Source organism: Polyangium jinanense, assembly GCF_028435365.1.
The window spans coordinates 159,763-185,553 of record NZ_JAGTJJ010000012.1 but is presented as its reverse complement, the minus strand read 5'-3'; the positions used below and the strand labels follow the sequence as shown (position 1 = coordinate 185,553).

The window sequence follows — 25,791 nt, the reverse complement described above, 5'->3', positions numbered from 1 at the left end:
CCGACGAGGGGTTGTCCACCCCTCGACCCGGACCAGGGCAAGCCCTGGACGTTGGATGCAAAGGCCGCGATGCGGCCTTTGCACGCGATTCAACCGAGCAAGAACTTCCGGATCCGACCCGCGAGCCCGTCCGGGCTCGCTTGCCGCATGCGGCCCTCCCGATCGAGCTGCCGCGCGGCGATCAGCAGGCCGAGCTCGACCACGAGCTGCGGGCGTGACTCGATGATCGGCGCGAGCGCCTGCTTGCTGATCTCGTAGAGCGTCGACTCGCAGGTCGTGCGCACGGTAGCAGTGCGCTCGCAGCCCGTGAGCAACGCGACCTCCCCGAAGACCGCGCCGCGCTCCAGCGTGGCCACGGCGACGTCCTGGCCGCCCTGCTGGCGCACGAGGACCTCGACCGTGCCCGCGGCGAGGATGAAGAGTGAGGAGCCCCGGTCGCCCTCGCGCACCACACGATCGTGCGGGCCGTAGACGACGGGGCGTGTCTTCTGCGCGAGCCTTTCGACCTCGCGATCCGTGAGCGGCTTGAAGACCGGCACGCGGCGAAGGAGCGCCGCGATGTCGGCATGCGTGGGCTCGGGCCCGAGGGAGAGCGGCTCGGCCGCGTCGAGCCCGCCGCCGTAGCCGTCACGCCGCTGCAGGGCGTCGACGAGGGAGCTGTCGCCGCGCATGTACGCCTCGAAGAGGCTCGCGGTGCGCGGGATGCACTCGTCGCCCGTGTGATCCATGAGTCCACGCTCACGGGCGAAACGCGCGACCTCGTTCATCGACTGGCGGTACTGCCGACACGCCGAGGGGAAGAGGCCGTCCTGATCGCCGAAGGCCCCGGTCAACGACTCGGGAAGCGCGTAGCTGCCGAAGACGCCGCGCTGGTGCCACATGGCGAAGTCACGCGTGCGTTGGTCGAGCCAACCGAGCTCGGGGAACGCGGCGAGGCCGTTCTTGAGGACCGCGCGCTCGGCGTCGCGGAAGACGCGGTGCCAGGTCTCCTGCGCGTTCTCGACGTTCGGGCCGGCGAGCGCGATGGCGTGCTTCAGGTCCTCGTGATGCGCGTGCAGGAACGCGAGCGTCGCCTTCTGCTTGCGCAGGAGGTTCGCGAAGCTCACGGGCCCGGCCGCGAGCAGATCCGACGAGCGCGGGACGATCTCGCGCATGGCCCAGACCCGCCTCCACGCCGCGACGTCGATCCGCTCGCGGATCCGCGCGAAGACCGGGCTTTTCTCGAACACCTGGCGCTCGGCCGGCGAGAGCAGATCGGGGTGCTCGGCCCGCACGGCCCCGAAGATGCCGAGGCACGTGAGCAGCTCCAGGTAGAGGCCGACGCGCAGGAGCCACGCGGGATCGGGGAGGTTTCGCCGCTGCTCGCCGAGGTCCTGCCGGATGGCGTGCAGGTAGAGCATCGCCTTGTCGGTGCCAATCGTGAGGACCGGGAACCACGGGTGGTATCCGACGTGCAGATCCGGGATGTCCAGCACGTCGGCCTGCAGCTTCGTGTCGGCCGGGATGAGCCGCTCGCAGAGCCGCGCGTAGAGCGATCCGAAGCGGCCCGTGTCGTAGATCTCGGCCTCGATCGTGTCTTCGGCCATGTACTTGCTGCCCTCCGTGTGAAGGGCGAGCGTGATGCGCAGCTTCTGGTGGAAGAGGTGCGCGAACGTGAACGGATCGGCACCGTCGGGCGTGCGCGCGCGCAGGGAGGGTGCGACCTCGGACCAGTCGTACCCGCGCCCCTCGGGGCTGCCTTTGCGGCGCGGCAGGAGGCCCTCTGGATTCAACGTCGCCGCGTAGACGGTCTTGTAGAACTCGTTCCACGACGCCTCCTCGATCGCGGGGAACGGGTACGCGGCGGCCGAGACGACCTGTGGCTTGAGCACGATGCCCGAAAGCCCCGGGACGGGGCAAGGCTCGCCGTCGCCCTCGACGTGCGGCAGGAACTCGACCGACATGCGGACCTCGAACGAGCGCTGGAACGGCGCGACGTACGCGTAGAGGTCCTTCACCTGGTAGAGCAGGCAGAGGTCGTCTGTGTGCGCGTCCTTTGCCGCGGTCGACACGAGGCCCGCGTGCTCGCTCGCGCCGAGCCCGGGGCCGAGCGCCTCGTCCATGGGCCTTCGGCCGGCCTCGAACGGGACGATCTCGATCGCCGGCTCGAGCTCGGCGGACTCCTCCATCGGGTCCTTGCGCGACTCGAGCTCGCGCATGTACGCGCGCACGAACGCGAGCTTGTCCTCCCAGGACATGCCCGCGACGGGGCTCAGGAGAAGGCGTTTGAAGAGCTTCTTGAAGTCTCGGGGGTTCTGCATGCTTCGTCGCGATCACGCGCCTCGCGGGCGCGCGCATCGAGCTCCTCCTCGAGGTCCGCGTAGAGCGAAGGATCCACCGGAAGGAGGAACTCGCGGAAGGGATTTTGCGGCAGCCTGCGCACCCGCGCCCCCATGTCCCGGCAAAGGTCGTCGATGTAGTGGAAGTTCCACGGGACGATGCAAGCTCCGCCCGTGAACGCGTCCGGCCGCTCGCGCTTGCGGAAGGCGAGGTGCTCGTCGATGCGGGCGATCACCTCCTCGCGCGGCGGCAGCTTCATCCGGCCCCGGAAGAGCTCGCAGAGCCACCGCGCGCCGACCTCCGAGGTGAGCTGGCTGTAGAGGCTGTTGATGAAGCCGCAGAAACCGAGGCCCGGGACGTCGGGGTGGTAGAGGCCGCGATAGAGCCGGAATGTGCCCTCCTCGTCCTGCACGATGCGCTGGAGCGAGGGTTCGAGGAACGGGAACTCCTGGCGAAAACCCGTCCCGAAGATCACAACGTCGGCCGGGATGCGCTTGCCGTCCGAGGTCTCGACGGCGCCTTCGTGGAACCGCGCGATCTCGCCCCGGTGGAGCTTCAGCGCCCCGCGCTGCGCGGCCTCGTAGAAGCCCACGGGCGCCATGTTGAGCGAGCAACCGACGTCGCTCAGAGGCGCCTCGGGCCGGAGGCCGGTCTTGGTGAGCCCGAGGTCCATGTCGAGGGCGCCCATGACCTGGTTCCAGTACCAGGCGACAAACCCGAAAGCCTTTTCGTGCATCGCGCGCTCGAAGCCCTCCGCGCGCGGGTGCAGGAAAAACATCTCGGAGAAGCGGTTCAGGAGCAGGTACTTCGTGGGCACGACCCCGAACAGGAACCGCGGCGCCTTCCACGCAGTGCTCCGGTGGACGAGCGTCACCTCGCGCGCGGGCTCCACCGCGACGGACGCCACGTCGCACGCCGACTTCGAGAAGCCCACGACGACCACGCGTTTGCCCCGCACGACGCTCGTGTCGTGGAACGCCGTCGTGTGCAGCACGCGGCCCCCGTTCGCCTCGAACGCCTCGCGGCCGGGGATCGCGGGGATGTGCGGCAGGCTGAAGAGGCCGCTGGAGATGATCACCTGGTCGAAGGTGTGGGTGTTCCGCTCGGATGCGGGGGCGCCCACGGGGCGCGTGTCCACGACAAACCCGCCTCCGTCGCGGCGGCGGATCTCGCCCACCTGGGTGCGGAGACGGACGCGTGGCGTGACGCCGAAATGGTCGGCGTAGCTCGCGAGATAGGCCTGGACCTGGGCGCCCTCGGGCCACTCGGGGTAGTGGCTGGGCATGGGGAAATCGGAGAATGCGTAGGTGTCGCGGGCGTTTTGCGTCTGGAGGCCGGGGTAGCGGCGCGAGCGTGCCCAGACGCCGCCGACCTCGTCTTCCTTCTCGAACACCGTGACCTCGAAGCCGCCCCGCAGGAACGTCTTCGCGGCCACGAGCCCACTCAATCCACCCCCGATGATGCCCACCGATGCCATGCGCCCTCCGTGGTTCAAGAAAGAACCCGGATGCTACGGCAAAGGCCGGCCGAGGACCAGAGAGGCCGCCCGCAGCCCGGTTCACCAGGTGACGGGGAACTCGTTCATGCCGTAGACGGTGGAGCTGTCCTTGAACGAGAGCTCCTCGAAAGGCACGGCCGGCCTGAGCTCGGGGATGCGGCGGAACAGCGTGTCGATGACGATCTGGAGCTCCAGCCGGGCGAGGTTCTGCCCGAGGCATTGGTGCGGGCCGAAGCCGAACGCGAGGTGGTTGCGCGAGCCTCGCTCGAGGTCGAGCTCGTCGGCGTTCTCGAAGACCTCCGGATCGCGGTTCGCCGTGTTGGCCAGGGCGAACACGCCTTCGCCGGCCTTGATGACCACGCCGCCGATTTCCACGTCCGCCGTGGCGACCCGACCGAGCGCGGACTCCGCAATGGTGAAGTACCGCAAAAGCTCCTCGACGGCCCCGATGGTCTTCGACGGGTCCTGCTTGATGGCGGCGAGCTTCTCCGGGTGCTGCAGCAGCACCAGCGTGCTCAGCGAGATCATGTTCGCGGTGGTCTCGTGCCCGGCGATGAGGAGCAGGAACGCCATGCTGACCATGCCCTCGAAATCGACGGCGCCGGTCTCGGCCAGCTGCTTCCGGATCTGGCGGCTCAGCAGATCCTCGGTGGGGTTCTGCGCCTTCGCGCCCACGAGTTTTCCGAGATACGTCATGAGCTCGACGACCGATCCCATGATCACGTCGGCCGGCAGCTTCTGGCTCACGATGACCGAAGAGTGCTTCTGGAAGAACTCGTGATCGGCGTAGGGCACGCCGAGCAGCTCGCAAATGACGAGCGAGGGCACCGGCAGGGAGAGCGCCTGCACCAGGTCGACCGGGCGCGGCCCGGCGAGCATCGCGTCGATGTGCTCGTCCACGATCTGCTGGATGCGCGGCCCGAGCGCGTTGATCCGCTGCAACGTGAACTCACCGAGCACGGCGCGGCGCGCGGGCCCGTGCTCGGGCGGGTCGAGCTCGAGCAGCATCGGCTTGAGGTTGCTCGAGGCCGGGCGCTCGTACGCCAGCGAGGGGAAATTGGGATCGCGCCGGTTGCTGCTGAACCGCGGATCGGACAGGATCGCCCGAATGTCCTTGTGGCTCGTGGCGACCCACACGATCCTCCCATTGGGCAGTTTTACCTTGGCGATCGGCGTCTCCACGCGGAGCTTGCGATGCTCCGCGGGCGGCGCATACGGGCAGGTTCGGCTGATATGAAGCGTCGGAACGGCATCGGCTGACATGGTTCCACCTCGATTCGGGCGAGCAGCCTAGCCGATCGGCAAGCACAGCTCAAGCCGAGCGGCAAGTACGTGACCTGTGTCCAGCAGCCGGGGTACTGTCTGGCGTTCCGCGAGGAGAGCGCATGACCGCCGGCACCGCCGCCACCGACACCCGATCCAGACTGCTCGACACCGCGCTGAAGCTGTTCAGCGAACACGGGGTGGAGGGCACGTCCCTGCAGATGATCGCCGACGAGCTCGGCGTCACGAAGGCCGCCGTCTACTACCACTTCAAGACGAAGGACGAGATCACGGAGGCCGTCGCCGCGCCCGGGGTCCAGGAGCTCGACCAGATCATCGAAGAAGCGCGCGCGCTACGGAGCCGGGGCGCGCAGATCGATCACGCGCTCTCGGGATTCGTCGAGCTCATCGTCCGCCAGCGCTCGCTGCTCAGCCTGTACAACAGCGACCCCGGCATCCAGCGGGTCATCAACCGGGCGTTCCGGACGCCGCGCGGCGAGGACGTCAAAACCAGAATGAAAGCGGTGCTCGCCGGGGAAAACCCGAGCCTCGCCGACGCGATCGCGGTGCACGTCGTGTTCACGGGGCTCGCGATGGTCGGCGGCGCACCCGAATACGCGGGCATCGACGACGACACCCTGCGCGAGCACCTGCTCGAAGCGGGGCGGCGCCTGCTCGGCCGCCCCCGCCGCAAGCGCCCGGACAACCACCTGCCCGGGCGCTGAGGCCCCGCGTCAAACCTTCCGGTAGATCTCGCTCCCGCCCTCGACGAACTCGGCGCTCTTCTCCTTCATGCCACGCACGAGCGCCTTCTCCGGCAGGACCTCGCCCTTCTCGGCGGCGTATTTGCGCACGTCCTCGGTGATCTTCATCGAGCAGAAATGGGGGCCGCACATCGAGCAGAAATGGGCGACCTTGGCATTCTCGCTCGGGAGCGTCTCGTCGTGGAACGCGCGGGCCCGCTCGGGATCGAGGCCCAGGTTGAACTGGTCCTCCCAGCGGAACTCGAAGCGCGCCTTGCTCATCGCGTCGTCGCGCGCCTGCGCGCCCGGGTGACCCTTCGCGAGATCGGCCGCGTGCGCCGCGATCTTGTAGGTGATCACGCCCTCCTTCACGTCGTCGCGATTCGGCAGCCCGAGGTGCTCCTTCGGCGTGACGTAACAGAGCATCGCCGTGCCGAACCAGCCGATCATGGCGGCGCCGATGCCGCTCGTGAAATGGTCGTAGCCGGGGGCGATGTCGGTCGTGAGCGGCCCGAGCGTATAAAACGGCGCCTCGTGACAGATGCGGAGCTGCTCGGTCATGTTGTGCTCGATCATGTGCATCGGCACGTGGCCGGGGCCTTCGATCATGACCTGCACGTCGTGCTTCCAGGCGATCTGCGTGAGCTCGCCGAGCGTCGCGAGCTCGCCCATCTGCGCGTCGTCGTTCGCGTCCGCGATGCTGCCGGGCCGGAGGCCATCGCCGAGCGAGAAGCTCACGTCGTAGGCCCGCATGATCTCGCAGATCTCCTCGAAATGCGTGTAGAGGAAGTTCTCCTCGTGGTGCGCGAGACACCATTTCGCGAGAATGGATCCGCCGCGCGAGACGATACCCGTCAATCGATTCGCCGTGAGCGGGACGTACCGGAGCAAAACGCCCGCGTGAATCGTGAAGTAATCGACGCCCTGCTCGGCCTGCTCGATCAGCGTGTCGCGATAGATCTCCCAGGTGAGGTCCTCGGCCTTGCCGCCGACCTTTTCGAGCGCCTGGTAAATCGGCACCGTGCCGATCGGGACGGGGGCATTGCGGAGAATCCACTCGCGCGTCTCGTGGATGTTCCGGCCCGTGGAAAGATCCATCACGGTATCGGCGCCCCAGCGGATGGACCAGACCATCTTCTCGACCTCCTCCTCGATCGAGGAGGTGACCGCGCTGTTGCCGATGTTCGCGTTGATCTTCACGAGGAAGTTGCGGCCGATGATCATCGGCTCGAGCTCGGGGTGATTGACGTTCGCCGGGATGATGGCCCTGCCGCGGGCGACCTCGTCGCGGACGAACTCCGGCGTGATCTTCTCGGGGATCGCCGCGCCGAACGAGCGCCCCGGGTGCTGCTTGCGGATGCGCTCCGCGGCCCGCTGCTGCTCGCGAATCGCGACGAACTCCATCTCGGGCGTGATGATCCCGCGCCGCGCATAATGCATCTGCGTGACGTTTTTCCCGGCCGCGGCGCGCAGCGGCCGGCGGGGCGCATGAAACCGCAATGCGTCGAGCGAGCGATCGTCGAGGCGCTTCTGCCCATACTCCGAGCTCACGCGCGGGAGTTCGACGACGTCCTCGCGCGAGCGAATCCACGCGGCGCGCAGCGGCGCGAGGCCCTTCCTGACGTCGATCTCGGCCTCGGGATCGGTGTACGGGCCGCTCGTGTCGTAGACGCAGACGGGCGGGTTCGGCACGAGACGCACCGCGTCGCCGTAGCCTTCCCGCGTCGGTGTTTGCGAGATTTCGCGCAGCGGGACGCGCAGGTCCGGGTGGAGGACGCCCGTCTGGTACGACTTCTTCGATCCGGGCAGCGGCCCGCGCGTGATGGTCTGGAGGCGGGCCTCGTCGACCCGCTGCTGTTTCACGGTGCTCATGACACTTCCCTCCGCCGGTACGAACCGGTTCAGGTTCCAAGGGTTCGACCCGCCACAAAAAGCGGCAGACCGTCTCAGCCAGAGGCTCCCCTAGGTCGAGCCGTGGGTCTGGTCGAAGCTCGGCCCGGCGTCAACGCCCGAACGACACACATGGGTTCTCCGCGGCCCTTCGGCTTGACGTCCTCACCGGCCCGTGGTCCGCTCGCTCGCCTGCCATGCACCCCAATCAAGCCTTGATCGAGCAATTTTATCGGGCGTTTCAGAAGCGCGACGCCGAGGGAATGATCGCCTGTTATCACCGAGACGTCACGTTCTCGGACTCGGTTTTCGTGGGCCTCGACGCGGCCGGAGCGCGCGGGATGTGGCGCATGCTCTGCGAGCGAGGGAAAGACCTCACGCTCGAATTCAGCGACGTGCGCGCCGATGATTCCACGGGAAGCGCGCACTGGGAGGCCCACTATTCGTTTTCGGCCACAGGGAGACACGTGCACAACGTGGTCGACGCCTCGTTCGAGTTCCGCGACGGAAAGATCGCCCGCCACACGGACCGATTCGACCTCTGGCGCTGGACACGGATGGCGCTCGGGCCCGCGGGGATCCTGCTCGGATGGACGCCCTTCTTGCAGGGCAAGGTCCGCGCAATGGCGACGAAGGGGCTCGCCGAGTACATGGCAAAGAACCCCGAACGCGCGGGCGCCTGAAGCCGCGGCGCTCGTCGCCGGGGACGGCCCGGCTGCCCCCACATTTCGCGCGTGGATCGCGCCGCGAGTCCGCTTATCATGCGAGATCCGAGGGCCGCGCTCCCGGCCCCTTCCGCACTCCAAAGGCGAGGCTTCGCATGCGATATCGACGGCTCATCCCGCTCTGCTTCCTCCCGGCCCTCCACGTGCTCGTTCCCGGCTGCTCGGACGACGTCTCCGAGTTCGCGATCGCAGACGCGGTCGTCACGATCGACGCGCGCGCCAAGCCCGGCGGCACGGTCAACGTCAAGGTCGACGCACGAAACAGCGGGCAAGCGACGTGGGTGCCCGGCGAGGTCACGCTCACGCTCCCGGAGGGGCAGGGCTTCGCGAGCGCATCGCTCGCGCTCTCCGGCGAGGTGGATCCGGACGGCCGCGGCACGTTTACGGGCACGCTGACGGCGCCCGTGCGCACGGGCCTCTTCAAGCTGAACTTCAACGCGCAATACGAGGGCGCGAGATTCGGCGAGCCGATCACCTCGCCCGCGACGGAGCTCACGTGCAGCGACGGCGTCTACTGCAACGGCGCGGAGCGGCTCGTCGCGGGCCAGTGTGTAAACGGGAAAGACCCGTGTGACGACGGCGCCGAATGCACGGCGGACTCTTGCGACGAGGCCACGGACACCTGCAAGCACGAGCTCGGGCCGGGGTGTGCGTCGTGCACGTCGGATTGCACGCCCGACTGTACGGGCAAGGTCTGCGGCGACGACGGCTGCGGCGGGAGCTGCGGGAGCTGTCCCGCGGGTGAGGCGTGCGCGAACGCGACGAACGAGTGCAAACCCGCGAACCAGCCGGGCTCCTGCGCGGCGCCGCTCGAGCTGCTCCCGGCGGGCACGGAATTCCTCGGGGTCCACCAGATCACGGGGGACACGACGAACGGCCTGCACGAGGTCGTGCCGACGTGCAACTCGACGAGCACGGCGGTGGAGACGGTCTACACGTTCACGCTGACGGAGAAGATGGGCATCGAGGCGCGCGTCTCCGGCTACGATACGGTGCTTCACATCCGGACGAATTGCCTCGACAACAAACCCGCGGCGACCGTGGGCTGCAGCGACGACGCCTCGCCGCCCGGCGATTACGGCTCGCGCGTGGATGCGGCGCTCGATCCGGGGACGTATTACCTCATCGTCGACGGGTTCGACGCGTCCCAGTACGGCGCGTTCGACCTGCAGGTGAAGTTCACGGCGAACGGCTGCGTGCCGCATTGCGACGGTCTCTATTGCGGCACGGACGACGGCTGCGGCGGCGACTGCGGGACGTGCGATACGGGCTTCGCCTGCTCGGCCGAGGGCAAATGCCGTCCCGACCCGTGCACGCCGGATTGCCAGGACAAACAATGCGGCGACGACGGCTGCGGCGGGACGTGCGGGACGTGCGCCGAGGGCTCGCTCTGCGTGCCGGCGACGTCGAAATGCCAGGTGTTCGCGGACTGCAACAACGAGGCGCCCGTGTGTGATCCGCCCTGCGGCGCGGGCGAGTTCTGCGGGACGGACTGCGGCTGCCACGCGGCGAACGAGCCGATGGCGGACCTCGTAATCGACGAGAAGCGGCTCGCCGAGGAGATCCTCTTCGACAAGCTCGACGTGAGCCCGAACTCGTGCGCGTTCATCGAGGAGTGCGTGGGCGGGACGGGCGAACGAAAGCTCCTGCGCTTCAGCGTGGAGGCGAAGAACCAGGGCATGGCGACGCTGACGGTGCCACCGCCGTCGGAGCGGCCGGACCTGTTCCTGTTCTCGCCCTGCCACGGCCATTACCACTTCAACGGGTTCGCGACGTACGCGCTGCTCGACAAGAACGGCAAGGAGGTCGTGACCGGGCGCAAGCAGGCGTATTGCATGGAGGACACGCAGCAGATCGCCTTCGGCCCGAACGTGGGCTGCAACAAGATCTACACGTGCGAGGATCAGGGCATCCAGCGCGGCTGGTCGGATCTTTACGGCAACACGCTCGATTGCCAGTGGCTCGACATCACGGACGTGCCGGCGGGTGAGTACTTCATCCAGGTGAAGCTCAACCCGAGCCGGGAGTTCGAGGAGGTGAGCCTCGACAACAACACGGCCACGGTGCCCGTGACGATCCCCTGATCACCATGCATTACAAGGACGGCCCCCGCCCCCGCCTGTTCGCGCACCGCGGCGCCTCCGGTACGGCGCCCGAGAACACGTTGCCCGCCTTCGCCGCCGCGCTCGCGGCGGGGGCGGACCGCCTCGAGCTCGACGTGCACCTCACGGCCGACGAGGAAGTGATCGTGCTGCACGACGAGGACGTGGCGCGCACGACGGACGGCGCGGGGCCGGCCTCGAAAAAACGTTTTTCCGAGACTCGTGAGCTCGACGCGGGATACGGGTTCCAGGATCCGGACGGCGCCTACCCATTCCGGGGCCGCGGCATCCGGATCCCGACGCTCGCCGAGGTGCTGACGTCCTTCCCTGGCGTGCCGCTCAACATCGAGCTCAAGGACGACGCGGAGTCGCTGGTCTCCGCGGTGCAATGGGTGCTCCATCGGCACGAAGGGCGAGAGCGGGTGCTCTTGACGGCGGAGCCCGGGTCCTTGATGGAGAAGATCCGGCGGCGGATCCCGGGGGTCTTGACCGGGATGTGCCTGCCCGAGTCGCTGGAATTCCTCTGCAATGGGGGAAACCCGGGCTACGTGGCGCGGGGGTTTGCCTTGCAGGTGCCGACGAGCCTCGCGGGGATCCCGATCGTGACGCCGTATTTCGTGGAGGTCGCGCACGCGTGTGGGCTCGAGGTGCACGCGTGGGTGATCAACGAGGAAGCCGAGATGCGCGCGCTCGTCGCGATGGGCGTGGACGGGATCATGACGGACTTTCCGGAGCTCGGCGCGCGGGTGCTCGGGCGACAGCCGGGCGATTGACGCCGGACGGACGGGCTCCATGTCCCGCATGAGACGGTCTGCCTGCTCGGCCAGGGGGGTCGGGCGGCATTCCCTCGGGGGGAGTCACCATGAAGAGCTACTGGGCCGGCGCCGCATTGCTGATCGCGGGCCTCTTCACGAGCGCGGCCGCCGATGCGGCTTGCACCCGGAATCCTTTTCAAATGGGCTGGGACGCCGCGAATCAGGCGTGTCAGGACATCGCGCAAGGGTATACGCCCATGCCCTGGGGCCACAGGCGGCTCGCGAGCGGGGACTTCGTCCCGCTGCCGGAGCCGGAGCGGACGTGCACGTGGCAGGACGTCGTCGAATGCAAAAACGCGGCGGCCCAGTATCTCCGGCGATTCCACAACCAAGGCTGCGCCCGGCTCATCCGGCGCAACGTCCGGCTGACGAGCGCGATCGGCAGGCCCATCGGATCAGCCCAGCAGGTCTGGCGGACCTACGTCAACACGACCTGCAACCTGCCGTAACGTAGCGATTTCAGAATTTCCCGCGCACCCAGCCCGTGGACGACGTGATCGTCCGCTGCGAGTGGGGCGCCGCGTCGGGCGAGCGTTGCGAGAGAGGCGCCGCGTCGAAGCTGCGCTGCGACAAAGGCGCGGCGTCCGCGTTGCGCGACGAGAGCGCGGCGGCGGACAAGGGCGGGAGCGATTGGGACGTGGAGCCGGAGAGGGGCGGGACCTCCGAGGGGCGCGTCATGCGCGGCGGGACGTCGGTGCGCGGGCCCGGCGGCGCCGTGCTCGGCCGGATGCTCTCCGGGGCGCGGTCCCGCTTCTGCCACGTGCCATTCAGATACTCTTCGATGCGCGAGGCGAGCTCGTCACCGTCGTTCGTCTTCGAGATGAAGCCCGAGGCGCCCGTGCTCAAAACGAGGCTCTGGAGCTCCCGCGCCGGCCGGTCGGAGTGAAAAACGATGGGGCACGAGAGGATGCCCTTCTGGAGCGCCACCTCGACCAGCTTGCCCCCGTGCAACGCCGGCATGTTGACGTCCACGAGCACGAGATCCGGCTGCTCACGCGCCACAGCCGCGCCGAAGCCGAACGGCGAGTCGAGCGTGATCACCTCGAAGCCGCGAGATTGCAGGAGCAGCTTGACCAGCTCACGGCAAATCTCGCTGTCGTCGACCACGAGAATCCGTCGCTTCGTCGCGCTCATGGCTGCCTCTCGCCGGACGAGGGGGGTTCTGCCCGAGCGTCATGCTGGGGCCATTGACGGCATGGTATCGAGGAGCCGTTGCTACGGCAAGAAGGACGTAAACGTAGGGCACGATTCACGCGCGTGGCGGAAAAACCGGGTATGGACGGAGTCAGAATACCTCGGGCCGCACGAGCAGGACCTCGGCCCCATCGACGGTCACGATCTCGGCTGGGCAATCGTCGGCCGTCGGACAAAGGCGCGTGGCCACGGCCGCGTAAGGCGCTCCGCCGGCCCGCAACGTGAAGCGAGCTTCCCCGCGCCGGACCTCGATCCGAACCCCCTCGCCGCTCCGCGCACCACCCGGTGGCGCCATATCAAAGTATTCCACCGGATCGAGGGCCGGCATGCCCCCTTCGGCGGGCACGACGCGGACGCCGGGGCCGGCCGCCACGGCGAGGACGAGATCGGCGCCCCGCGCAGGAAAACACACGACGGGGAGCAGGTGGCTCGCCTGGGGGACGCGGAGCACGAGGAGCGTGCCCTGGCCGCGGCGCGTGGTGATGGAGATACAGCCGCCGACGCGCTGGATGGCCGCGCGCGCCGCATCGAGGCCGATGCCGCGGCCCGAGACGTCCGTGACCTTGGTGCGCGTGGACAGGCCCGGGCGAAAGAGCAGCTCCGTGAGCTCGTCGTCCTGCGCGCGCAGGGCGAGCTCCGGCGTGGAGAGGCCGAGGTCGATCGCGCGCCTCCGCACCGCCTCGAGGTTCACGCCCGCGCCGTCGTCCTCGACCGTGATCTCGATCTCGCCGCCCTTCTGCCGCGCCGAGACGCGGATCGAGGCCATGGACGCCTTGCCCGCGGCGCGGCGCGCCTCGGGCCGCTCGATGCCGTGATCCACCGCGTTGCGGAGGGCGTGGAGCAGGACGACCTCGACGGACTCGGCGACCTCGGCGCGGACGCGCACGTCACCCACGTCGAAGGCCACGCGGACCTCCTTGCCGAGGCTCTCCGCGAGGCCACGCGCTCCCGCTTCGTGGGGCGCGAGCCGCGGCGCGAGGGAGACGGCCGAGAGCGAGGTGACCTCCTCGGAGAGCGCGTGGACCACGTCGCCGAGCCGCCCGCGCGCGCGCCCGGCCGCGACATGCTCCAGAAAGACCCGCACCGCGAGGGCGGCGAGGCGCTGCTGCGTGGCCATCGACACGCGATCGCGCAGGTCGACCGGGGCGCTGCGGGACCCGGGGACGGGCGCCGGGGTTTCGGGCTCGTCGGCCGCGACCTCGGCGACGATCTCCTCGATCTGCTGCACGAACCCGTCGACGTCCATCCCCGCGCTCGAGGCTGCGTCCTTCTTGCGAAGCATCACGACCATGAACCGGATGGCCATGGTCACGACGAGATCGACCTCTTCGGGCACGCGCCGACTGCGCCTCGCCACGGCCGCGACGAGACCTTCGAGCGCGTGGCAGAGGGTGGCGAGCCCGCCGAAGTGCATCATCCGGGCTTCGCCCTTCAGCGTGTGCAGCTCTTGCTGCATCACGGCGGCGACCTCGGGCCGGCCCCCGCCGTGCATGAAGTTGCCCCAATCGCTCTCGACGCGGTCGAGCCGTTCGAGCGCCACGCCGCGGAAACGCGCGAGGAGCTCGCTGGGAAGCGCGGTCGGGCTCAAGTCGCCCCTTTCCGCACGGCAGGATCGCTCACGGGTTCGGACAACAATGGCGCCCCCTGGACGGCAGGCATCATACCGAAGCAAAGAGAGAAGCGGGAGCGCAATCAACGCTCGACGGGGCCGTTCGGTCCCTGTAGGGTCGCATCGGGACATGAGGAAGCGGCTTGCGATCGTGCTCTTCCTGTCCGTCGTCGGAATCGTGCCTCGTGTTGCGCGGGCCACGGACGGGGATGGGAACGCCGCGACGAACGGGCGTGAACCTTCGGCCTCGGAGCGGGTCGAAGCGCGGCTTCGGGCGCTCGAAGAGGAGAACCGCCGCATGCGCGAGCGCGTGGCGGAGCTCGAGCGCGCGGCAAAACAGAACGAGGCCGTACGCGAGAAAGTCGCGAAGCTCGAGGACGACGCGAGCTACGTCGACCAGCAGATCACGAGGCTTCTGCCGATCGTGAGCAAGCTCGGCGGCTACCTCGACTTCGGGTTTTTCCGGGCCACGGGCAACGGTTCGGGGATACGGAGTGACCGCGGGTACCGGTATTTCCCGGAGTACGAGGGCGACATCCCCGCGTCGTGGGTCTTTTATGGGGACCCGCTCTCGACGATGGTGAACGCGCGCGGCGAGCCGGCCGACACCGGCGAATCACGGGCGCTCACGTTCGACGCGATCGATAGCGGCGGAAAATCGTCGTTCGCCGTGAACGCGCTCAACATGCAGCTCTTCGCGGCACCGCGGGAGGACCTCACGCTGACGGCGTCGATCGACTTCGCGCCGCGGACGCGGGACGTCTCGGCGCCCGGGGATCGGGCGCTCGGCGATTTCATCGACGTCAAGCTTGCGTACGCCGAGTACCTCGTCCCGATCGAGCGCTTCGAGCTCAGCCTCTATGCCGGGAAGTTCGATTCGGTGCTCGGCTGGGAGTACCGGAGCCGCGAGGCGCCCGACAGGCTCACGGTGACGCCGTCTTTGCTCTGTCGATACACCTGCGGATCTCCGCTCGGGCTGAAGGCGCGCGGGAAATTCTGGGACGGCGCGATGATCTTGAACGTGGCCGTGACGAACGGCAGCCACGGGAGCGAGTCGTTCCCATTTCACGGCGAGATCGATCGAAACGACTGGAAGACCGTGGCGGGCCGGATCGCCTCGCGCGCGCCGCTCGGGGCCGGGCTCGAGGTGGGGCTCTCGGGCTCGATCGGCGCGCAGGACCTGCAAAGCGCCGAGGACGCGCTGCACACGCACGTCGGCGTGGACCTACACCTCGATTGGCGCGATCTGGAGGTGACGGCCGAGGTCATGCAGGGCGTCATCGATGGGAAGAGCGCCGCGGGGGACACGAAATGTGGCCTCGCCCCCTGCCTCCGGTACCGCGGTGGTTATGCGCTCGTGGGATATCGGGTGCTGAACTGGCTCACGCCGTATGCTCGGGTCGACGCGCGTGATGCAGTACATCGGAGCGGCGTGAGCTTCGTCTACCAGTCCCAGGTCCTGCGCGCGACGGCCGGGGTGCGGATGGAGCTCGGGACCCATCTCATCCTCAAGGCCGAGTACAATCTGAACCGCGAGCTGGGCCGCGCCCCCCAGTTTCCCAACGACGTGTTCACGAGCTCGATGCTCCTGAAATACTGACGCTCCCGAGGAGAATGGCGCATGCGTCTCTGGTCTCGCCTCCTAGGCCTCCTGATCCCCCTCGGCGTGGTGACGATCCCGCTCACCGTCTCCTTCTCCCCGCGCGTAAGCCGCGCCGAGGCGCCAGCCGCGGGCAACGTCTCGGGCGTGGTGACGGTCCTCGTGGACGACGCGCCGAAGGCCGATCGATCGGGCATCGTGGTCTACCTCGAGAACGCGCCCGGCTCGCCGGCGCCGGCCGGCAAGCGCGAGATTCGACAGAAGAACCTCACGTTCACGCCGGGGCTGATGGTCATCGTGAAGGGGACGACCGTGGAGTTCCCGAACGACGACAAGGTCTTCCACAACGTGTTTTCGGTCTCGAAGGCCGCGCGCTTCGATCTCGGGCTCTACAAGAGCGGCGAGAGCAAGTCTGTCACGTTCCGCGAGGCCGGCGTGGTGGACGTCTACTGCAACATCCACCCGCACATGGTCACGAAGATCAAGGTGCTCGACAACGGCTTCTACGCCGTGACGGGCGCGGATGGATCGTTCCAGATCAAGAACGTGCCCGCAGGGACCTACCCGGTCGTGGCGTGGCAAGTGCACGGGCCCGAGGTGCGAGGCGAGGTGACGGTGGCCGCGGGCGGGACGGCGTCGTTCAAGCCGACGCTCGCGGAAGGCGCGTCGCCGAAGCGGCACCTGAGAAAGGACGGGACGCCATACGGCCGCTACAAGTAACGGCGCTCCTCGCGTTCACGTTCGGCTGCGATCCCAGAACGCCGCCGGAAGGATCGCCGCGCGCGGCGGCGATGCAAGAAGCGTCCGCGTCCCCGTCCGCATCCCCGCCCCCGGACAAACCCTCGCTCGAAAAGCCGCGCGCCCGCGCGTTCCCCGCCGATCGATGCGGCGACTGCCACAGCATGCTCCACGCGGAGTGGAAGACGTCGGCGCATGCGCGCGCGCGGCACGCGCCGCTCTACGTCGCGATGCGGGATCAGTCGAAGAATCCCGTGTGCGAGGTGTGTCACGCGCCGCTTGCGGGGCTCACGGCTCCGGCGGAGCGGGCGGTCGACGAGGGCGTGACGTGCGAGGCGTGCCACGCGATCCGCGACGTCGGAGAGGACGCGGCCGAGCCGCGGTATACGTTTGATCTCGAAGGAAATCGGAAGTTCGGGCCGTACTGCGACGCGAAGGACAACTACTTCCACAAGGTGGGCTGCGCGCCCGCGTTCCGCGACGCGCGCGTCTGCGGAGGCTGTCACGCATTCTCGATGCCGCTCGCGGACGGCAAGAGCTTGCCGATCATCACCGAGTTCACCGAGTGGCGCGCGTCGAGCTTCGCGGTCTCGGGCACGGCCTGCCAGGAGTGCCACATGCCGGCGGAGATGACCTACGCGGCGACGGGCACGGAGCGAAAGGTGCGCGTGGCGCATCACGGGTTCATGGGCGAGAAGGGCGAGCTCGTGCGCAAGGCGCTCGGGATCGTCGCGTCGGCGACCGACCACGCAGGTAAGATCGCGCTGTCCGTGGTGCTGAAGAACGAAGGCGCAGGGCACGCGGTGCCGTCGGGGGTGGCCGGGCGGCAGGTCGTCGTGCGCGTGCAGGCGCTCGACGAGAAGGGGCAAATGCAGGCGCGCGAGGAGCGCATGCTCGGGCGGGTGCTCGTGGACGAGGCGGGGCGTGAAGTGCCGTTTTACCTCGCGCGGGCAGAGAAGAGCGACAACCGGATCGCGCCGGGCGAGGCGCGCACGCTCGCGTTCGAGCTCGACGCGCCGCAACCGGGATCGCTCGTGATCGAGGTGGCCTGGCGCTCGGCGTCGCCGGCGATTTCGGAGGCGCTCGGCGTGCCCGCGGAGGAGCGTTCGATGGGGAAGATCGAGATCCCGTTCGGCGGAAAGCGAAGCGGCAAGGGGCGCGAGCACCTGCCGAAGACGGTGGTGGTGCGGCCATGAAGTTTCGCAGCACGTTGCTCCTCTGGATCGTGCTGCTCATCGCGGCGATCACGGTGGCCACGGCGGGAAGCGCGGCGATCGTGCTGGAGCGGCGCGCGCGGGTGGAGCTCGGCGAGGCGCTCGAACGGAGCGCGCGGGTCTTCGAGGCGCACCGCACCGAGCGGCTGCGCGCGCATGCAGCGAAGGCGCACGTGGTGGCGGAAGAGCCGCGGGTCAAAGCCGTGGTGGCGACGGAAGACGTGTCGCCGGAGACGGTCCACGGCGTGGCCGACGAGCTGCACAAAGCTGTGAAGAGCGAGCTGTTCCTGATGACGGACGGAACGGGGCTCTTGCTCGCGGACGTGGCCGATCCGAAGGCGTCGGGCTTCGACATGTCGAAGGATCCGATCATCGCGGGCGCGCTGCGCGGCGGCGAGAAGTCCGGGCTCTGGACGAACGAGGGGAAGCTCTACGAGGTGGTCGCGCGGCGGCTCGCGTTCGGCACCGAGACGGTCGGCGTGCTGGTGCTCGGCTTCAAACTCGACCATGCGCTCGTCGAGGAGGTGCGTCTCCAGACGGGGAGCCTCGTGGTGGTGACGGATGGAGCCACGGTGGTGGCGCATTCGAAGCTCGAAGATGGGACGGAGGCGCCGAGCGAGGTGCTCCGGATGGTCACGGCGTCGTCCGCGTCCGAGGGTGGGCCGTATCTATCGACGTCGCGGACGCTGGATACGGCCGCGGGCGGGGCGCGCACCGTTCACCTCGCGCGCTCGCTCGATCGCGCGCTCGCGCCGTCCCGCGAGCTCGAGGCGCGCGTGGCGCTCATCGCGCTCGTCGCGCTCGCGGCGGCGGCGGCGCTCGCGATCGTGCTCTCGCGCAGGCTCTCGCGTCCGCTCGACGGGCTCATGGCGTTCGTGGGTGACGTGTCGCGCGGGAAGCTCGACGCGCAGGCGACCGTGACAGGCCCGATGGAGCTCCGCGCGCTCGGCGACGCGATGAACCGGATGGCGCGCGAGCTCGCGGAATCACGCGAGCAGATGGCGGCGAAGGAGCGACTCGAAAAAGAGCTCGAGATCAGCGCGCGGATCCAGACGTCGATCCTGCCGCGGCGCCTCGACGTGCCGGGGCTCGAAGTGGCGGCGCGGATGATCCCGGCGAGCGAGGTCGGCGGCGACTACTACGACGTCTTCCCCGTGGAGGGCGGCGGGATCCTCGCGATCGGCGACGTGGCGGGGCACGGGCTGCAATCGGGGCTCGTGATGCTGATGGTGCAGAGCGCGATCGCGGCGCTCGGCCGGGAGGATCCGTCAGCGCGACCGAAGGACCTCGTGCGCGTGCTGAACCTCGTGCTCTACGACAACATCCGCAACCGCCTGCGCAACGATGAGCACGTGACGCTCACAGTGATGCGCTACCACCGGAGCGGACGCGTGGTGTTCGCCGGCGCGCACGAGGACATCCTCGTCCTGCGCGCGAGCACCGGGAAGATTGAAGCGATCCCCACGCTCGGCCCGTGGGTCGGCGCGATGCGCGACGTCGCGCGCACGGTGCAGGACGACGAGCTCGTCCTCGAAGACGGCGACGTGATGGTGCTCTACACGGACGGGGTGACGGAGGCGCGAACCGCGTCGGGCGAAATGTACGGAATGGCGCGACTCACGGCGCAGATCGAGGCGCTCGCGGGCGAGCCCGTGGAGCGGATTCGCGATGTTATCCTCGACGACGTGGCCCGCTTCTCCCACGGCAAGGGGCAAGAGGATGACGTGACGCTCGTCGTCGTGCGGTTCCGCGCGAGCGAGACGCGCGCCGAAGGCTGAGATAGATTGGACCTCCGATCCGCAGAGGAATGATGACCGAGACCCCGACCGCTTTCGAGCTGACGTTCCGGCCCAACGTCGAGCTCATCTCCGTCGTTCGGAGGTTCCTGACCGATTTTTACGAGCGGATGATCGAGGACCACGACACCGTGTCGCGGATCGCGCTCGCGACCCACGAGCTTCTGGAGAACGCCGTCAAGTACGGGAGCGACGGCGTGACGTTTCTGTCCATCACGTTCGAGCCCGGAGACACGTCGAGCACGGTCTCCATCCGGCTCGCGAACCGGGCGAACGCCGAGCACATCGCCGCGCTCGCCACTATCTTCGAGGAGATGAGCCGACACGACGATCCCTTCGACCACTACCAGATCGCGATGGCGCGCAGCGCCAAGCGAAAGGTTGGTTCTGGGCTCGGCATCGTGCGCGTGCGGGCCGAAGGAGAGATGACGATGAGCCACACCATCGAGGACGACAGGGTCACGATCCTGGCGCAAACGACCGTTGCCGCGCGGAGGAACGCGTGAGCGCGACCTCGGATCTCTCGGTCTCGCTCCGCGACTTCTCGGCAAGCGTGCGCGCGGAAGGTCGCTCGCTCGTCGTCTGCCTCTCGGGCAACGCGGACATGGCGGCGAAGGACAGCTTGGATTCGCTCCTGCCACGCGTGCACGCCGAGGCTCTGCGGATGAGTGCCACCGAGGTGCAGGTGGATTTCCGCCAGCTCGAGTTCATGAACTCGTCCTGCTTCAAGAGCTTCGTGTCCTGGATCAGCGAGCTCGGCGAACTCGAAAGGAGTCAGGAGTACAAGATCCGGCTCCTGTCGAACCCCGAGATGCACTGGCAGCGCCGCAGCCTGCACGCGCTCCGGTGCTTTGCCGTGGATCTGATCACCGTCGAGTCATGACGCCGCCCGGCGCGCTCGCTCCCCGGTGAGATCCTTGGTCCCCAAATGAAAAGAGGCCCGGCGAGGTTGGTCAGCACGCCGGGCCGAGCCCAAGCCTTCCAAGGAGACCGGGCTTTTTCCAACGTACGTCGGGTGCGCGACGCGTTGCAAGCCCATCACGAGTGGTGACGTATCGTCATCGGGATGCGTGCGGCTCGTCCGTGGAAGGCCCGAACGAACCGTACGTTTCGTCCCGTCGCTTTCGCGCGGCTCGCGGATCCATCGCGTCGCGCAGCGCATCCGCGACGAGGTACGAGCCGCCCACGGTCACGAGGAGCAAGAAGACCGGCAAGACGAGCAAGCGCAGCGCCGCGGGGTTTCGCGCGCCCTGCGCGAGCGTCTCGCCCCAGGACGCCGCCGACGTCGGCGCGCCCATCTCGAGGAACGAGATCGCCGTTTCGAGGAGCACGACGGACGCGACACCGAACACCGAGCTCACAGTGACGGGGCCAAGCGCGTTCGGGAGCACGTGGCGCATGAAGATGCGCGCACGCGAGGCGCCGAGGGCACGCGCGGCGAGAGCATAATCTTCCGAGGCGCCGCGCAAGGTCTCGGCATGTACGAGGCGCGCGACCTCGGCCCAGCGCACGAAGGCCACCGCGAGCACGAGCGAGAGCGCGGAGGGCTCGTGCTCGATGGCACGCACGAGCGCGACGACGAGGATGGCGGGGAAGGTGTCGACGGTCTCGACGAGGCGCACGAGAGCGTCACGCGAGGTGCCGCCGCGGATGCCCGAGAGGCCGCCGAGGAGGACGCCGAGGAGCGCGCTCAGGAGGACGGCAACGAGCGAGAGACCGAGCGCGGTGCGCGCGCCGTAGACGAGGCGCGCGAAGAGGTCGCGGCCCTTCTCGTCGGTGCCGAGCGGGTGCACGCGGGACGAGGGCGCGAAGGGGCCCGCGGCACTCGACGCCTTGGGGCCGGATCGCACGAGGGGCCAGACGGCGAAGCTGTCCGCGTACGAGCGCGCGATTTCGTCCTGGGAGAGGTGCTCGTACCGCTCGGCGTGCACGATCGCCGGAAGGAGCTCGACGCCGCGCGGTCCTACGGCGAGGAGCGGCGCGGGCGCGGCGAGGATCTCGGCGAAGACGCCGACGAGCACGAGCAAGCCAAGCAGCGCAGCGCCGAGGCCCGCGCGGCGGCTGTGCGCGACGCGCCGGAGCACGATCCCGCGATGGCTCATGTGCGTGGCCTCTGGCGCAGGATGCTCTGCGCGAGCCGAGGATCGAGCGCGGTGTACACGAGGTCCGTCATGATGACCCCGAGCGTCGCGGTCGCGGCCGTGAAGATCGAGACGGCCATGAGCCAGCTCGTGTCGCGCGACTGCACGGCGACGATCGTGGCAGCGCCGAGGCCTTCGAGGCCGAAGACACGCTCGACGACGAACGCGCCGCCGAGGGCCATCGGGGCTTCGAGCGTGGCGAGCGTGACGACCGGGAGCAGCGCGCCCGGGAGCGCGTGGACCATGAGCGCACGCGCGCGGCTCGCCCCCCGCGCGAGCGAAGCCCGCACGTGATCTTGCGCGAACGCCGACGCGAGCCCCGCGCGCGCTTGACGTGCCGGCGCGGCCACGAGGCCGAGCGCGAGCACGACCGTGGGCAACAAGAGCCCGTGCCCGTCATAACCGCGCGCCGCGAGGATCGCGAAGAACGCCGTGGGGATCGCGTACAGCACGAGCACGATGGCCGCCGTGATCCCGTCGCGACGCCGCCCGCGCGACGCCGCCCCGACGAGACCGATCGGTACGGCCGCCGCGTATGCGAGCAGGATCGAGCCGAAAACAAGGGTCAGCGTGACGGGTGCGCGTCGGAAAATGCCGTCGAGCACGGGCACGCCGTCGATGCCCACGCCGAGCCGCCGCGTGATGGCGCCGAGCGCCCACTTGCCGTAGCGTGTTTCCAGCACGATGGCCGCGATCCGCGAGGGACCGTCGAGCGTGACGAAGTCGTTCTTGTAGACCATCCAGAACGAGCCCCACCGCTCGACGCAGGCGCGGGCCGTTTCGTGGTCGTCGCCGGGCGAGATGCGATCGTCGCGGCCCGTGACGTGCGCGGCGATGTCGACGAGGGCCCGGGCCCGCTCGAACGAGGCCGCGTCGGTCGGATGTTCGAGCGCGCCGAGCACGTCCTCCAGCACGAACGTGTCGAGCTCGCGCAACTCGGCCGCGCGCGAGGTGCTGCCGTAACGCGAGAGCCTGCGGACCGCGCTGCGCACGGAGGCGCGGCGGAACTCGATGCCGCGGTCGTCCCAGAACCGCGTCCAGAACGCGACCGCGCGCGCCGGATCCGCGAGCCGCTCCCCCGAAAAACCCATCCGCTCGCCCACGGGCGCGAGCGCGAGCGCGACCTCGGCGCGTGGCCCGGGCGCGAGCGAGTCGAGCGCGGGCAGCACATGCGGTAGTGCCGCGCCGCCGAGCCGCGCGAGCTCTTCCTGCCCACGCGCTTTCTTCGCGGCGTCGCCGTCGACGATCGCGCGCATCGCCTCGGCGGACTGCGTGCGGACGTCACGCGTTCCGAGGTTCACGAAGCGCGGCAGGTCGAGGAACCGCTCCCGGCGCAGGCGCGCCCGCTCGGAGGGCGACACGGCGAGCGCCGGATCGTCCGTCGGATCGGGGACGTACGAGAGAAACAGGAACGTGACGACCGAGACCGCGATCAGCGTCGGAAGAATGAACAGCAGCCTGCGGATCGCCAGCCTGAGCATCGTGACTACTTGAGGAGCGCCTCGACGAGATCGATCCGCATGCCGAACTTGTACGGTGAGGCCTTCACGACCTCCGTCTTCCGACCTGCGATCTTCTCCTCGCCCTCTTCGAGGTAGCCGCCCGAGTTCACCGCGATCACCTTGCCCTGGCCGCTCCAGATGGGGCTGCCGTTCGAGCCGCGTGTCGTCGCGGCGTCGTGCTGCACGAGCCAGGCGTCCTGGTATGCCGCGGGCCGGCCGGATGCGCCCGTGACGCGGCCGATGTGCGCGGCGAGGAAGGTCGCGGCGGGGTTCGTCGCGTCCATCAAGCGGCCGGGAAAGCCGATGAGGTACACGTCGTCGCCCGCGCCCGTCGCCGAAAGCTCTTGCTTCGTCGCGATCTCCAGCACGACGGCCGAGCGGCCGCGGATGGTCACGACACCGACGTCGGGTGTGATGCTCTCCTGATCGGTCGGGCGATAGCCGGGATGCGTGCGCATCTCGATCACGTCGAAGCGCGCCTGCCCGCGCCCCTCGTTCTCCAGCGCGACCACCGAGCCCTTCGCCTTCGCCTCCTGGATGCAGTGCGCGCTCGTCGCAAGCATCGAGGGCCTCACGGCGAACGCCGTGCAGAAGCCCTCGCCCTTCGAAGCGAGCATGAAGATGCCCTTCTTCGAGCGGTCGTAGAGGTTTCGGCCGAAGCTTGCGTTCGACGGGTGCAGGTTGCCGAGCCGCCCCTCGATCTCCTTGCGGCGCGGATCCTCGGGCGGCATCTGCGCGAGCTCCTCGCGCAGGCGCTGGATCTCGTCCTGCGAGCGCGTGCTCCAGAAGATGAGCCCGCCGAGCGCGAGCAGCGCGACGACGAGGAGCCCGCCGAGCGCGTACGCCGTTCTCCGCTGCGACGCCGTCGCCGCCGTGACCTTCTCCTCGACGATCGCGTTGAGCTCCGCCGTCCGCCCGAACTTCTGGCGCCCGCTCGCCGCGGCGACGGCCTGCGAGATCATCATCGCGATCGTCCGTTGCCCGACGCGCGCGCCCGCGGGCGGCGCCGGCTGCACGGCCTGCGCGATCTGCACGCGCGGCGCCGCGGCGACGTGCGCCATCTCCGGCATCGGCTGCGGCATCGGCTGCGGCATCGGCTGCGGCATCGGCATGGCCGGCATCGGCGGCATCGGCGGCGGCGCAGCGGCGGGCACGAGCTCGATCCGGATCCGCGGCCCCTTCGCGCCGAAGCTCACCTCCGTCCCCGGCGCGAGCGGGTACCGCTGCTGGATCCGCTGCCCGTTGGCGTACGTTCCGTTGCGGCTGCCGAGATCCACGACGTACCAGGCGCCGCCCTCGCGACGCAGCTCCGCGTGATGCCCGCTCGCCTCGCGGTCGTGGTTCGCGTCGAAGACGACGTCGTTGTCCGGCGAGCGACCGAGCCGCACGACGTCGCGTTCGAAGATCTGGAACGTCCCGGCTCTTTGCCCTGCGGTGTGCACGATCCGGAGGTTCACGGCGTGGGTACCCCGCGGACGAGATCGATCCGCATGCCGATGCGGTACGGAGAGGCTTGCACGATCGTCGTCTTCTGCCCGTCGATGGAGATGTTTTCCTCGTCGTCCACATGGGCCGCGTGAACGCCGATGACGTGGCCGTACTGGTTGAAGATGGGGCTACCGCTGTTGCCGCCGCGCGTGACCGCGTCGTGCAGGATCACCGTGGCCTTGTCACCCGATGTGGCCTGCTCGTCGAAGCCCATCAGCCGGCCGAGGTGCCCACTCAGGAACGTCGCCGACGGGCTCACCGGATCCATCACGCGCCCCGGAAATCCGAGCACGTACACGTCGTCGCCGGGCCCGAGCGCGCGGAGCTCCGTGTCGCTCGCCAGCGTGACGGCCACGGGCAGCGTCCCCTTCACGCGGAGCAGCGCCACGTCGGGCGTGTCCGCGCGCTTCGAGTTTGCGTTGTAGGTCGGGTGCGCGCGCTGCGCGACGACCTCGAGCTCGACCTTCCCGGCCGATTCGTTCTGCACGACGACGGGCTTTCCGCCGCGCGCTCCGCACGACGTGACGCAGTGGGCGTTCGTCACGAGCTGGGTCTTGTTGATCGCGAACGCGCTGCAGCACCCGCTGATGCGGCGGTTCTGCGTGTACGCGAGCACGTAGAGCGCGCCCTTGTTCTGCTCGTAGATCTCTCGCCCCGTGAGCACCTTCGTCGGCAACGTGCCCACGGGCGCGGTCGCTGGACGCGCGTCGAGCCCCGCCTCGGCCGTCAGGATCGCCGCCGCGCGCTGCGATCGGTACACGACGAAGGCCGCCACCACGAGGGCGACCAGCGTCACGGCCACGCCGAATGCGAGCAGCGCGTTCAGCCGCGCGCCTCGCCGCGTCGCCTCGGCGACCTTCGCCTCGATGATGCTTGTGCTCTTGTCGGGCCCGCTCGTGGCGCGCGCGACAGCGTTCTCGACGATGCGCTGCGCGGTCGCGACGTCCACACGACCGTCCGCGTCCATCGCCTCGCGCGGCACCTCGCTCGGCATCCCGCGAGTATATTTTTGGTGGCCGGGCTTCGCCAGCCGAACGCTAGAACATCGAGCGGTTGTAAACCGCTCGATGTTCTAGCTCTTTTGTCCCGGGGGGGGGGGGGGGGGGGGGGGCGGCGGGGGGGGGGGGGGGGGGGGCGCCGGCGCCCCCCCCCCC

The 25,791-nt window shown here is 69.0% G+C and carries 21 protein-coding genes and 1 riboswitch; of the genes, 11 read left to right on the top strand and 10 right to left on the bottom strand.

The annotated features are described in order from the left end of the window. Window positions 1-89: 89 nt before the first annotated feature. The 3 genes from KEG57_RS22475 to KEG57_RS22465 form a co-directional block, all read right to left on the bottom strand. Window positions 90-2,300 carry a cyclic nucleotide-binding domain-containing protein gene (locus KEG57_RS22475; RefSeq protein WP_272421095.1) on the bottom strand — a complete coding sequence of 737 codons (2,211 nt, stop codon included), beginning with the start codon at window positions 2,298-2,300 and terminating at the stop codon, window positions 90-92. Further along, window positions 2,252-3,796, bottom strand: a complete 1,545-nt coding sequence (locus tag KEG57_RS22470) for a flavin-containing monooxygenase (protein WP_272458789.1) — start codon at window positions 3,794-3,796, stop codon at window positions 2,252-2,254. The genes KEG57_RS22475 and KEG57_RS22470 overlap by 49 nt, the downstream gene beginning before the upstream one ends. 81 nt (window positions 3,797-3,877) lie before the next feature. Beyond that, window positions 3,878-5,080, bottom strand: a complete 1,203-nt coding sequence (locus KEG57_RS22465) for a cytochrome P450 (protein WP_272458788.1) — start codon at window positions 5,078-5,080, stop codon at window positions 3,878-3,880. Between the two features lie 122 nt (window positions 5,081-5,202). Here KEG57_RS22465 and KEG57_RS22460 point away from each other — a divergent pair, with 122 nt between their 5' ends. Then, the gene (locus KEG57_RS22460; RefSeq protein ID WP_272421092.1) at window positions 5,203-5,805 is read left to right on the top strand and encodes a TetR/AcrR family transcriptional regulator; all 603 of its coding nucleotides are present in this window, start codon (window positions 5,203-5,205) and stop codon (window positions 5,803-5,805) included. Window positions 5,806-5,814: 9 nt separating this feature from the next. Here the strand turns inward: KEG57_RS22460 and thiC are convergent, their stop codons facing one another. Then, complete coding sequence (thiC, locus tag KEG57_RS22455) at window positions 5,815-7,695, bottom strand: phosphomethylpyrimidine synthase ThiC (RefSeq protein WP_272421091.1); 1,881 nt, start codon at window positions 7,693-7,695, stop codon at window positions 5,815-5,817. Further along, window positions 7,684-7,797: riboswitch (TPP riboswitch) on the bottom strand. Its footprint overlaps the gene before it by 12 nt. Before the next feature lie 113 nt (window positions 7,798-7,910). Between thiC and KEG57_RS22450 the strand changes: the two genes are divergently transcribed. From KEG57_RS22450 to KEG57_RS22435, 4 genes are all read left to right on the top strand, one after another. After that, on the top strand, window positions 7,911-8,396 hold the full coding sequence (locus KEG57_RS22450) for a nuclear transport factor 2 family protein (RefSeq protein ID WP_272421090.1): 486 nt from the start codon (window positions 7,911-7,913) through the stop codon (window positions 8,394-8,396). Between the two features lie 137 nt (window positions 8,397-8,533). After that, window positions 8,534-10,522, top strand: a complete 1,989-nt coding sequence (locus KEG57_RS22445; RefSeq protein ID WP_272421089.1) for a lysyl oxidase family protein — start codon at window positions 8,534-8,536, stop codon at window positions 10,520-10,522. A gap of 5 nt (window positions 10,523-10,527) precedes the next feature. Continuing rightward, on the top strand, window positions 10,528-11,313 hold the full coding sequence (locus KEG57_RS22440) for a glycerophosphodiester phosphodiesterase family protein (RefSeq protein ID WP_272421088.1): 786 nt from the start codon (window positions 10,528-10,530) through the stop codon (window positions 11,311-11,313). Between the two features lie 89 nt (window positions 11,314-11,402). Further along, entirely contained in the window at window positions 11,403-11,804 is a 402-nt protein-coding gene (locus KEG57_RS22435) for a hypothetical protein (protein WP_272421087.1), read from the top strand. 10 nt (window positions 11,805-11,814) lie between these two features. Here KEG57_RS22435 and KEG57_RS22430 read toward each other — a convergent pair whose 3' ends face one another. Then, complete coding sequence (locus KEG57_RS22430) at window positions 11,815-12,489, bottom strand: response regulator (protein ID WP_272421086.1); 675 nt, start codon at window positions 12,487-12,489, stop codon at window positions 11,815-11,817. Window positions 12,490-12,640: 151 nt separating this feature from the next. Beyond that, window positions 12,641-14,137, bottom strand: a complete 1,497-nt coding sequence (locus KEG57_RS22425; protein ID WP_272421085.1) for an ATP-binding protein — start codon at window positions 14,135-14,137, stop codon at window positions 12,641-12,643. Window positions 14,138-14,288: 151 nt separating this feature from the next. Between KEG57_RS22425 and KEG57_RS22420 the strand changes: the two genes are divergently transcribed. From KEG57_RS22420 to KEG57_RS22395, 6 genes are all read left to right on the top strand, one after another. Beyond that, a complete protein-coding gene (locus tag KEG57_RS22420) occupies window positions 14,289-15,758 on the top strand; it encodes a hypothetical protein (RefSeq protein WP_272421084.1) in 1,470 nt (489 codons plus the stop codon). A gap of 21 nt (window positions 15,759-15,779) precedes the next feature. Then, entirely contained in the window at window positions 15,780-16,478 is a 699-nt protein-coding gene (locus KEG57_RS22415; RefSeq protein WP_272421083.1) for a plastocyanin/azurin family copper-binding protein, read from the top strand. A gap of 71 nt (window positions 16,479-16,549) precedes the next feature. After that, complete coding sequence (locus tag KEG57_RS22410) at window positions 16,550-17,692, top strand: multiheme c-type cytochrome (RefSeq protein WP_272421082.1); 1,143 nt, start codon at window positions 16,550-16,552, stop codon at window positions 17,690-17,692. Then, entirely contained in the window at window positions 17,689-19,488 is a 1,800-nt protein-coding gene (locus KEG57_RS22405) for a PP2C family protein-serine/threonine phosphatase (protein WP_272421081.1), read from the top strand. Before KEG57_RS22410 ends, KEG57_RS22405 begins: the two co-directional genes overlap by 4 nt. Window positions 19,489-19,517: 29 nt before the next feature. Continuing rightward, window positions 19,518-20,012 carry a hypothetical protein gene (locus tag KEG57_RS22400; RefSeq protein WP_272458787.1) on the top strand — a complete coding sequence of 165 codons (495 nt, stop codon included), beginning with the start codon at window positions 19,518-19,520 and terminating at the stop codon, window positions 20,010-20,012. Then, a complete protein-coding gene (locus tag KEG57_RS22395; RefSeq protein WP_272421079.1) occupies window positions 20,009-20,389 on the top strand; it encodes an STAS domain-containing protein in 381 nt (126 codons plus the stop codon). The genes KEG57_RS22400 and KEG57_RS22395 overlap by 4 nt, the downstream gene beginning before the upstream one ends. A 175-nt stretch (window positions 20,390-20,564) precedes the next feature. Here the strand turns inward: KEG57_RS22395 and KEG57_RS22390 are convergent, their stop codons facing one another. Genes KEG57_RS22390 through KEG57_RS22375 form a run of 4 tightly spaced genes read right to left on the bottom strand, consistent with a single transcriptional unit; the run spans window position 20,565 to window position 25,631 of the window. Then, entirely contained in the window at window positions 20,565-21,608 is a 1,044-nt protein-coding gene (locus tag KEG57_RS22390) for an ABC transporter permease (RefSeq protein WP_272421078.1), read from the bottom strand. After that, complete coding sequence (locus tag KEG57_RS22385; RefSeq protein ID WP_272421077.1) at window positions 21,605-23,128, bottom strand: ABC transporter permease subunit; 1,524 nt, start codon at window positions 23,126-23,128, stop codon at window positions 21,605-21,607. The genes KEG57_RS22390 and KEG57_RS22385 overlap by 4 nt, the downstream gene beginning before the upstream one ends. Before the next feature lie 5 nt (window positions 23,129-23,133). Then, window positions 23,134-24,606, bottom strand: coding sequence for an FHA domain-containing protein (locus KEG57_RS55675; protein WP_272421076.1), 1,473 nt, complete (start codon window positions 24,604-24,606; stop codon window positions 23,134-23,136). Beyond that, window positions 24,603-25,631, bottom strand: a complete 1,029-nt coding sequence (locus KEG57_RS22375) for a trypsin-like serine peptidase (RefSeq protein WP_272421075.1) — start codon at window positions 25,629-25,631, stop codon at window positions 24,603-24,605. Before KEG57_RS22375 ends, KEG57_RS55675 begins: the two co-directional genes overlap by 4 nt. Window positions 25,632-25,791: the final 160 nt, after the last annotated feature.

What these genes read in the sequence shown, in the direction of transcription:
- KEG57_RS22475 (WP_272421095.1), bottom strand. Translation starts at nt 2,300, where the DNA reads ATGCAGAACCCCCGAGACTTCAAGAAGCTCTTCAAACGCCTTCTCCTG.
- KEG57_RS22470 (WP_272458789.1), bottom strand. Translation starts at nt 3,796, where the DNA reads ATGGCATCGGTGGGCATCATCGGGGGTGGATTGAGTGGGCTCGTGGCC.
- KEG57_RS22465 (WP_272458788.1), bottom strand. Translation starts at nt 5,080, where the DNA reads ATGTCAGCCGATGCCGTTCCGACGCTTCATATCAGCCGAACCTGCCCG.
- KEG57_RS22460 (WP_272421092.1), top strand. Translation starts at nt 5,203, where the DNA reads ATGACCGCCGGCACCGCCGCCACCGACACCCGATCCAGACTGCTCGAC.
- thiC (WP_272421091.1), bottom strand. Translation starts at nt 7,695, where the DNA reads ATGAGCACCGTGAAACAGCAGCGGGTCGACGAGGCCCGCCTCCAGACC.
- KEG57_RS22450 (WP_272421090.1), top strand. Translation starts at nt 7,911, where the DNA reads ATGCACCCCAATCAAGCCTTGATCGAGCAATTTTATCGGGCGTTTCAG.
- KEG57_RS22445 (WP_272421089.1), top strand. Translation starts at nt 8,534, where the DNA reads ATGCGATATCGACGGCTCATCCCGCTCTGCTTCCTCCCGGCCCTCCAC.
- KEG57_RS22440 (WP_272421088.1), top strand. Translation starts at nt 10,528, where the DNA reads ATGCATTACAAGGACGGCCCCCGCCCCCGCCTGTTCGCGCACCGCGGC.
- KEG57_RS22435 (WP_272421087.1), top strand. Translation starts at nt 11,403, where the DNA reads ATGAAGAGCTACTGGGCCGGCGCCGCATTGCTGATCGCGGGCCTCTTC.
- KEG57_RS22430 (WP_272421086.1), bottom strand. Translation starts at nt 12,489, where the DNA reads ATGAGCGCGACGAAGCGACGGATTCTCGTGGTCGACGACAGCGAGATT.
- KEG57_RS22420 (WP_272421084.1), top strand. Translation starts at nt 14,289, where the DNA reads ATGAGGAAGCGGCTTGCGATCGTGCTCTTCCTGTCCGTCGTCGGAATC.
- KEG57_RS22415 (WP_272421083.1), top strand. Translation starts at nt 15,780, where the DNA reads ATGCGTCTCTGGTCTCGCCTCCTAGGCCTCCTGATCCCCCTCGGCGTG.
- KEG57_RS22410 (WP_272421082.1), top strand. Translation starts at nt 16,550, where the DNA reads ATGCAAGAAGCGTCCGCGTCCCCGTCCGCATCCCCGCCCCCGGACAAA.
- KEG57_RS22405 (WP_272421081.1), top strand. Translation starts at nt 17,689, where the DNA reads ATGAAGTTTCGCAGCACGTTGCTCCTCTGGATCGTGCTGCTCATCGCG.
- KEG57_RS22400 (WP_272458787.1), top strand. Translation starts at nt 19,518, where the DNA reads ATGATGACCGAGACCCCGACCGCTTTCGAGCTGACGTTCCGGCCCAAC.
- KEG57_RS22390 (WP_272421078.1), bottom strand. Translation starts at nt 21,608, where the DNA reads ATGAGCCATCGCGGGATCGTGCTCCGGCGCGTCGCGCACAGCCGCCGC.
- KEG57_RS22385 (WP_272421077.1), bottom strand. Translation starts at nt 23,128, where the DNA reads ATGCTCAGGCTGGCGATCCGCAGGCTGCTGTTCATTCTTCCGACGCTG.
- KEG57_RS22375 (WP_272421075.1), bottom strand. Translation starts at nt 25,631, where the DNA reads ATGCCGAGCGAGGTGCCGCGCGAGGCGATGGACGCGGACGGTCGTGTG.